The sequence below is a fragment of the Corynebacterium sp. HMSC034E11 genome (assembly GCF_001835905.1).
Lineage (GTDB): Bacteria > Actinomycetota > Actinomycetes > Mycobacteriales > Mycobacteriaceae > Corynebacterium > Corynebacterium coyleae.
Map to the genome: position 1 here is coordinate 64,093 of NZ_KV826370.1, position 7,679 is coordinate 71,771.

The 7,679-nt window shown below is 65.7% G+C and carries 8 protein-coding genes and 1 pseudogene; 3 read left to right on the plus strand and 6 right to left on the minus strand.

Annotated elements, in window-relative coordinates; all coding sequences use genetic code 11:
• The first annotated feature begins 128 nt into the window (after window positions 1-128).
• The 3 genes and pseudogenes from HMPREF2690_RS00575 (at window position 129) to HMPREF2690_RS11840 (ending at window position 1,719) form a co-directional block, all read left to right on the plus strand.
• Complete coding sequence (locus HMPREF2690_RS00575) at window positions 129-1,190, plus strand: transposase (protein WP_256375550.1); 1,062 nt, start codon at window positions 129-131, stop codon at window positions 1,188-1,190.
• Window positions 1,096-1,440 (plus strand): annotated as a pseudogene (locus tag HMPREF2690_RS11600) (integrase core domain-containing protein); the annotation flags it as partial. The gene HMPREF2690_RS00575 and the pseudogene HMPREF2690_RS11600, both read left to right, overlap by 95 nt.
• Window positions 1,441-1,458: 18 nt before the next feature.
• Complete coding sequence (locus HMPREF2690_RS11840) at window positions 1,459-1,719, plus strand: hypothetical protein (RefSeq protein WP_141750494.1); 261 nt, start codon at window positions 1,459-1,461, stop codon at window positions 1,717-1,719.
• 54 nt (window positions 1,720-1,773) lie between these two features.
• Here HMPREF2690_RS11840 and eccB read toward each other — a convergent pair whose 3' ends face one another.
• The 6 genes from eccB to HMPREF2690_RS00605 form a co-directional block, all read right to left on the minus strand.
• A complete protein-coding gene (gene eccB, locus HMPREF2690_RS00585) occupies window positions 1,774-3,069 on the minus strand; it encodes a type VII secretion protein EccB (RefSeq protein ID WP_070421280.1) in 1,296 nt (431 codons plus the stop codon).
• A 97-nt stretch (window positions 3,070-3,166) separates the two neighbouring features.
• Window positions 3,167-5,326 carry a DUF6541 family protein gene (locus HMPREF2690_RS00590; RefSeq protein ID WP_070819879.1) on the minus strand — a complete coding sequence of 720 codons (2,160 nt, stop codon included), beginning with the start codon at window positions 5,324-5,326 and terminating at the stop codon, window positions 3,167-3,169.
• Between the two features lie 49 nt (window positions 5,327-5,375).
• Window positions 5,376-6,257 carry a tRNA pseudouridine(38-40) synthase TruA gene (gene truA / locus HMPREF2690_RS00595; protein WP_083279290.1) on the minus strand — a complete coding sequence of 294 codons (882 nt, stop codon included), beginning with the start codon at window positions 6,255-6,257 and terminating at the stop codon, window positions 5,376-5,378.
• A gap of 147 nt (window positions 6,258-6,404) precedes the next feature.
• Window positions 6,405-6,830, minus strand: coding sequence for a single-stranded DNA-binding protein (locus HMPREF2690_RS00600; RefSeq protein ID WP_070819880.1), 426 nt, complete (start codon window positions 6,828-6,830; stop codon window positions 6,405-6,407).
• A 91-nt stretch (window positions 6,831-6,921) separates the two neighbouring features.
• Window positions 6,922-7,065 carry a hypothetical protein gene (locus HMPREF2690_RS12070; RefSeq protein WP_016456431.1) on the minus strand — a complete coding sequence of 48 codons (144 nt, stop codon included), beginning with the start codon at window positions 7,063-7,065 and terminating at the stop codon, window positions 6,922-6,924.
• Between the two features lie 160 nt (window positions 7,066-7,225).
• On the minus strand, window positions 7,226-7,679 hold a 454-nt coding region (locus tag HMPREF2690_RS00605; protein WP_141761155.1), incomplete at its 5' end, for a DUF4192 family protein.

The following is a 7,679-nucleotide window of genomic DNA, read 5'->3' on the forward strand; positions in this document are numbered from 1 at the left end:
AGGTAACCCGGTGTTTTCACGGGAAGCGGGCTGACACGTGGTGAAGATACAAGGAAAGTGACCCTTGACCAGGTAAATTAGTAGTTGTTGATGTCACAATTTGCCTGCTCGAAAGGATCACCTTCAGGGTGAAGACTACCAGCTTCCATGTCGGTACCCCCGCTCCTGCTCAACTGTGCTCGAACGCCGGACTCATGTTATTGGCCGCCACCGCCGACGCCGTCAAAGTCGCCGATGCCATCGACGTGGAACTGGCCGAGTGGCAGAACCCGAACCTGCTGCACACCATGACCGCACTAGCCCTGGCACTGGCCCTCAGCGGGGACGACGCAGGCGATGTTGATCTCCTGGGCCCGTTGGTGGCCACCGGCCTGGTCGACCAGGTGCCGTCGCACTCCACGGTGCACCGCCGCCGCAAGGAACTCGCCGACCACGACGACGAAGCTGCCGGTGCCGGCACAACCGCGGTGCTGGCCGGCATGAAAACAGCCCGTACCGCGGACTGGACCGCCTGCGGTGCCCGCAACCCCGCCGCCGCGGCCAGCACCGATGCTCCGTTGGTTCTGGACCTGGACGCCACGGAAATCCTCGCCCACTCAGACAAGGAAAAAGCGGCCCCGACCTGGAAGAAGCACTACGGGTTCCACCCGCTGTGCGCGATCATCGACCACGGCGACGGGCTGACCGGTGAACCCGCAGCCGTCCTGCTGCGTCCGGACAACGTCGGCTCGAATACCGCCGACGACCACAAGGACGTCCTCGACCAGGCCTTGGCCGCGATCCCCAACCGCGTCGATGGTCAGGAGTGGGGGAAGCGTTTGCTGATACGCACGGATTCCGCCGGCGGATCCCAGGCCTTTCTGAGACACCTCAACCAACAAGGCCTGGCGTATTCGGTGGGGTTGCCGGTGACCTGGCAGATCGGCGACATCGCCTCCACGCTCGGCGAGGGCATCAAACAAGGCATCATCCGCGCGGGCGGTACGGTCAGCGACACCACGGACGCTTATGTCGCAGACATCACTTCCCGGATGCGATCCTGGGCCGGGGAACCACTGGGCATTAACCTCGACAAATACCCCACAGATATGCGGATTATCATCCGAAGCCCTGACGATGGCCTGGAAGGTACGAGGAGACCTGAATGGGGCGATTTTCCACTCGGATCACGGCAGTGTTTATACCTCTGAGCAGTACCGGAGGTTGTGTGAGCAGTTCGGCGTCACCCAGTCGATGGGAGCGATCGGGACGAGTGCGGATAACTCGTTGGCGGAGTCGTTCAACGCGTCACTGAAGCGGGAAGTCCTTCAGGATGAGCCTGTTTTTCCAAGTCAGCTGGTGTGCCGCCGGGATGTGTTTCGGTGGTGCACCCGGTACAACACGAAACGTTTGCACTCATGGTCCGGCTACCGCTCGCCGAATGCCTTTGAAGCCGCCTGATTAGCTGCACTGACTATCATGATCACCGCCTCCGCGGAACCGCACGGCGGGGCCGTCGACCCACTGCGGGCTGTCCCATTCGTCGAACGCGAGCAGAGCCCCGACACCGCACCGCTGCGTGCGCGCCCAATTGCGACCATTGATTCCGCTGCCCCACACCGAAGCAGTTTCACGGTCGCAAGCGTCGTGCTCGTCGCCGCCCTTGCTGTCGCAGTGGGCGCTTTTCGACGGATACTCCTCCAGGGCCGACCCCGGCATCGCTCCATTCACCACGGCTAAAACTCGCCGCGAAGGTAGTGCACCGAGACCAGATTGACTGGCGTCGCAGCGCTATCAGTAGGTCGCGGTCAGCGCTGCCTCGCGTGTGAGGGCCGGGCCTTCGGGCAGGAGACTGAGGATGCTCCACGGAACGGTGTCCACGTGCAGTGCGCCGACGACGTCGAGGTTGTCCCTGGTATCCACCAGATGGCGCTGACCTGAAGCGGACACGACGTGGTAGCCGGCACCGGTGTCGACGCCGACAGCACCGGAGGCTAACCCGACGAAATGGGTCGCGGGGCTGTCACCGGACAGCTCGACCGATCCTGCGGTCAAGACATCCGAATCTGGGGCAACGAGTGCAACAGAGCCTGACTCCGTCACGCACACGGCCGATCCTTGTGGATCAACCCACTCCGGCGCTTTCTCCGGAACGGCGATATCTAGCGGGACTTGGGCATCCGGATACGCGGCAATCTGGGAGGGGGAAGAGGTTGAGGTGGGTGCGGCGGCGTCGATAAGCAACTGCTTCTGTAATTCCGAAACGGGCTGAATGCCGCCATGCTGTGTGACAGCCCATGCTTCGTCGGTGCCGTCGGCGAGCAACAGGCGCGGCAATGGGTGTGGCAGGCGGACCGGCGGAAGTTCGCGGATCGCGGACAGCACCGGCGCACTGATGTCTGCGCGGACGACCCGCGCGTCGATGCCCAGGGCGCGTCGGATCAGCCTGCCCTGTGCATCGCTGTCTGGCGGGAGTTTTGCGCGCCCCTCATTGGTGAGCATCCACTCGTTGCCGCCCTGAGTAACCGCGACAGCCTGCCCGTCGGCAAGCTGCTGCACCGGTTCCCCGGCGACAACCGTGACACGCTCCTCCCCCTCGCACGCCGACCACGCAGCATCCACCGCATCACCCGGCGCGAACATCGCCGGCGCCGTGGCGATACCCAACGGCACACCGCGCGGCATCTCGGTGAGTCGCTCCTCCCCCACGCGCTGCGGCTCCTCCGCACTGCCTGCGATCAGTCGCGCCGACGTCAGGTTCGTCACCGGGTGCACTACCTCCCCGACCCGCACGTACATCGCCCCGTCATTGGCCCGCAGAATCGCCGCCGCGCCCGGATCCGGATTCGGCCGCAACCACGCGAACAGCCCCGATCCCGCCGCGATGAGCGCCACCGCGACCATCCCGAAGATCGCCGAACGACGCCGTGCCGCCAATGGATCATGAATCATCCGGATATCCCCGTAAATGAGCCCGTGCTCCACGCGCCGGCGCATGAAACGGTGCCCCGAAACCTGCGAACGCGTCGTCGGCAACAGCCTGCGCGCCTGCTTTGTCTCCCCCGAAACGGCATGAGTGTGCTGAGCCATGTGGACGCCCCCGTCGATTAGCAATGGCTTCTTTAAACGACGCTAAGCGCATGCGGGGCGGGCTTCAACCCGAAAATGCGCACTGAAGTGCGCAACGCTATTCGACGCCCGCGGCCGCCAGCTCCTCACTCGTCGGAGTCAGCTCAGGCAGCTCGGTGGAGCCGCCGTTGGCGACGGCGTCGCGCTGGAGTTCCTTGATCTCAGCTGGGGTGAGCTGCGCGTTGACGGCGAAGATGGTCACGCGACCGCGCTGGTAGACGGGCGTGACGCCGGGGGTGGTCCACAGGGCCTTGTCCACCTGCCAGTTTTTGGGCCCGGGCCAGAAGGTGTTGCCGGAGGAGACGATGAAGCGGACGCCCAGGTCGGCGGCGGCGTCGTCGGCGGGCGATTTCTCGTTCGGTCGGCCGCGTTCACCGGCGCCGAGTTGGCCGGCGCGGTCGGCGAGCAGGTTCGAGTCGACGCCCAGGCCGCCGTTGGGCCACAGGTAGTGGCGGGCGACTGTGGGCACGCCGTCGATGGCGTAGGCCCAGGAATACCCGTCGGTGGATTCGCCCATGACTAAGCCCTCGTGAGCCTCCGGGCGGGAGGCGAGCCAGGCGTAGGCCGTGAGCTGGTCGTCGTCGACCATGCGGTCGTTGAGGCGGGAGGCGTCGAAGGACATCTTCGCGCCGTCGACGGCGACGGTGGACGCCCAGGCGCCGGTGCCCCACCCGACGAGAACCGCGAGGATAGCGGAGGCAATCGACGTGCCCCACACCCACGGGCGGGTGCCGTAGCGGGCAGCGACGGGAGCGAGCGTGAACACGCGGATGATCATCGCGGCGCCGACAGCGGCACCGGCGATGACGGTCAGCGCCACGACCGTGATGATGCGGTGCGCGGAGTTGTAGTGCGGGGACCCGAGCAGGGTCAAAAGCGGTTCCCACAGTCCGTCGAACGGGTGCAGCGCATGCGCCGCGCTGGCCGTCATGAGCCCGTAGAAGACGGGCGCCCACACCTGCCCGCGCCAGACCACCATGGCGATCGCGCCGAAGCCGGCGAGCCACAGCAGGATGGTCGGGTCGAAGTCGGGGAAGAACTCGCCCACGTGGCGGGTGCTCATCTTGAACGCCTTCTCCCAGGCCTCCCCTGAAGTGACATTCTCGCTGGCGTCCCAGGTGTTCACCTCTTCGGCCTGAGTCTGGCCGGCGATGAGCTGCGGGAGGAACGCCACCGTCGCGCCGAGCGCCGGAATGGCCAGCCACAGGACATCGCTAACACGCGAGCGGTCCGGGCGCCACACCAGGTAGGTCAGCCAGTACAGCAGCACGGCGAGCACCACGACGAGCACCGCGGACGGGTGGACCTGCATCATGCCTAAGAACGCGAACAGCGTCGGCAGGGCCAGCGCGCGGTAGCGCGGCACCTGGTGGAACAACGCGATGACGATGCCGGACAGTCCGATCGCCACGATGTAGGGGCGCATGCCCACGAAATCCGGGATCCACACCAGCACCGGCGAGGCGTACACCGCGATGGCGGCCAGTCCCGCGGCGATCTGCGCGACCATGCCGCGGCCGCGCGCCATCGCCCACGCCAGACCAGCGGCGCCGGCGGTCAGGGCGAGACCCGGCAGCACGATCGACGCGAGGTTCACGGCTTCCACGGGGGCGAGGTCGCCCGCGCTGGCAAACAGCGCCGTCGCCGCGTGGAAAGCGGAAGGATAGAAAAGATCGATGTGCGTTTCGGGGTTCTGCAGCTCGCCCATCCGCGTGGGCGAGGCAATGCCTTCCTCCATGATGAAGCGCACCGCATTGACGTGCCACTGGATGTCCCAACCCTGGACAATATTGTCCAGCTGGCCGGGCACCTTCGACTGGAGTTCGAGCTGCTTGGCGATCAGCATCCACGCGCCAGCCACGACGCCGGCGCCGGGCAGCACCCACGACGGGTCGGCGATACTGCCGCGCCGCCAGTCGCCCGGCCACAGGGCACGCACCCAATTCTTCGCCGCGCGTTTTCTCGCCCGCCGCGCGAACGCGTAGCGCCACCCGGCCGCCAGACACAGCATGAGCACTAAGAAAACGATGAACGACGGCCACCCGAAGCGGATTCCCATCGCGCCGTACATCCAGCTGCCCAACCCGACGATGCCGAAGGTCGCGGGCAGCGACGACGCGGCCGCAGCGGGCAGTTTCGCGCCCGCGACCCACGCGAAGATCAGCCCCGGCAATGTGAATACAGCGATGGCCAACCACACGGCACCGACTGCATCCATGCGCTACCTCCCGGGGGCGACTCGTTCGGACAATTCCTGCCCAAGCAGTCTATTCCGTCGCCCGGGAAGACTCGGAGTGCACCTCCGAAGCGTCGCGCCGGTCGCGCGTCACTGCAGCGCGAGCTGCGAGTTCGTTATCTGCCGGGTAGTCGACGCCGAGGAGGGTCAACCCATTTGCGGGTGCCAAACTCACCGCGGCAGAGCGTTCCTTCTCCCCCAGCAAAGCCGCGGCCCACTCACCGTCGCGCTTGCCGGAGCCGACGTCGAGACACGTGGCCACCAGCGCGCGGACCATGTGCCAGCAGAACGCGTCGGCGACGATGACCGCCTCGTAGAGCTCGGGTTCCTCACCGGTGGACACGTCGCGCCACTCGAACGAGCGGACCTCCCGGATCGTGGTGGCGTGCGGCCGCGCTTTGCAGAACGCCGCGAAGTCGTGCAGCCCGACCACGGCATTCGCGAATTCTTGCGCCGCGTCCAGGTCCACCTTCTTCGGCCACACCGCGGTGTCCCTCACGCGCAGGGGCAGCGCGCCGCCGTCCGCGGTGGTCACCCGGTAGCGGTAGGTGCGCGTCAACGCCGAGAAACGCGCGTCGAAGCCGTCGGGCGCGGCGGACACTGCCGAAACGCGCACGTCGGGATCAAGCAATTTCGCTAATCGACGCACCAACCTCCCCGGATCCCCCTCAATCGACCTCTGGTCCAGTGACGACACCGGAATATCCGCATGCGCCACCTGCCCGGCGGCGTGGACTCCCGCGTCCGTCCGGCCGGCCACCGTCAGCTCCACCGGGTAGCGCAGGATCAGGCTCAGCGCGTCCTCCAGCACGCCCTGCACCGTGCGGAGCTCTTCCCCACCGGCAGGTTTCTGGCGCGCCCAACCGTGGAAGTCCGTGCCGTCGTAAGCGACATCGAACCGCAGGCGCACCATCTCTTCCGGATCGTCCGCACGGTCACCTACAACGTCGAAATCACTTTTTCCTGCGCCCATGCCCCCAACCATAAATGGCGCCACTAGATGCGTTTGAAATCGCTTCACAAAACCCCAGGTCGTATGTTTCCCTGCGGGGTTTCGTAGTTAGAACGGTACTTCTTCGCCCTCAGCGCCAGCCAGGGCGGCGGTCGCCGCCTCGCCTCCGCGACGGGCAGCGCGAGCAGCGGACTCCTTCTTGGAATCGATCAGCTGCACCGTGTCGATGCGCGCCACCAGCGGGTACTGCTTCACACCGTCCTTGTCGGTGTAGACGTCGGTCTTGAGCGAGTAGCTCACCGCAACGCGATCGCCGGAGCCGATGCAGCCGAACACACCGGGGTTCACGGCGTCCTGGACGTAGCCGGTCAGCTCCACGATCTCGCTTTCCACCTTGCCGGTGGACTTGTTCTTGAAGGTGTTGCGCGCATAGACGCTGAGCTTCACCGTCGCGCCGCCGTTTGCGTGCTCGAACAGCTTGGGTGCGCGAGCTGCGTTGCCGACGATGGTGCCGTTGTTGAAGGGGTTGGACATGTTGGTTCTCCTTACGTGAGTGGGTGTGATTTGCCGTGCAATTTGGGTACTTAAGCAGCTGCTTTGCTGCTGCGGGGCGGTTGCGCTGTCGTTACAACACTGCCCAGGGCAGCGGTGTGCCTGCCGCCTCTAGGTCGCGCAGTTCTTGTGCTGCGCCCGGATCGGCGTCCTCGCCGTCGATGCCGTCGGCGAGCTGGTAGAGCAGTTCCAGGTCGGTGTGGGTGATGTCGCGCATCACGTGCCTCCTTGTTCGGATTGGTGGTCAATCCGTCTGTTGGAGACAGCTCTGCTGTCTAAAGGTCACTCCCCTGCCTCGTTGCGGTGTCTGTCGTCGCAAGCCAAGGCCCCGCGAGAAAAAGAAACCCCGTTGCATTGCTACAACGGGGTGTGTGGTGCTACTCGGCAAACAAGATCGTGCGGGTCTTCTCAGCGCCCTCGCGGACAAGCTCGACCATCCGCTCGCCCTGGCCGATATCGGTCAGCTTCGCCACCAGCGACGGGAAGTTCTCGTCTGGCCCGATCTCGGTGGCTCGCTGCGCAGCCACGCCAGCTAGCCCCGGCTGGCCTGTGGCGTGAGCGAGCACGGCAACAGTGGCGGTGAGCTGCGAGCGCATGCCTGGCCAGCTGGTCGGGACAGCGCGCATAACCTTCTCTATGAACGCAAGGCCCGCCTGCGGGTCATCGAGCAGTGCGGCAAGCAGCGTGTCCCGCAAGCGCGGCGTGGTGAAGCATTTCAGCGCAGACCGAACAGCGCGAGCGCTCGGCTGGGTGATCCCTGCCGCCGCCTGCTCATACTCACGCTGCAGCACGTCTGCGAACATGGGCGGGATATACGCCAGCGCGTCTTCG

Bases quoted from the DNA above. Each gene is read 5' to 3' on its own strand.
- HMPREF2690_RS11840 (WP_141750494.1), top strand. From the start codon at position 1,459: ATGATCACCGCCTCCGCGGAACCGCACGGCGGGGCCGTCGACCCACTG.
- truA (WP_083279290.1), bottom strand. From the start codon at position 6,257: ATGGTGCGCCTGCGGTTCGATGTCGCTTACGACGGCACGGACTTCCAC.
- eccB (WP_070421280.1), bottom strand. From the start codon at position 3,069: ATGGCTCAGCACACTCATGCCGTTTCGGGGGAGACAAAGCAGGCGCGC.
- HMPREF2690_RS12070 (WP_016456431.1), bottom strand. From the start codon at position 7,065: ATGCGCGACATCACCCACACCGACCTGGAACTGCTCTACCAGCTCGCC.
- HMPREF2690_RS00600 (WP_070819880.1), bottom strand. From the start codon at position 6,830: ATGTCCAACCCCTTCAACAACGGCACCATCGTCGGCAACGCAGCTCGC.
- HMPREF2690_RS00590 (WP_070819879.1), bottom strand. From the start codon at position 5,326: ATGGATGCAGTCGGTGCCGTGTGGTTGGCCATCGCTGTATTCACATTG.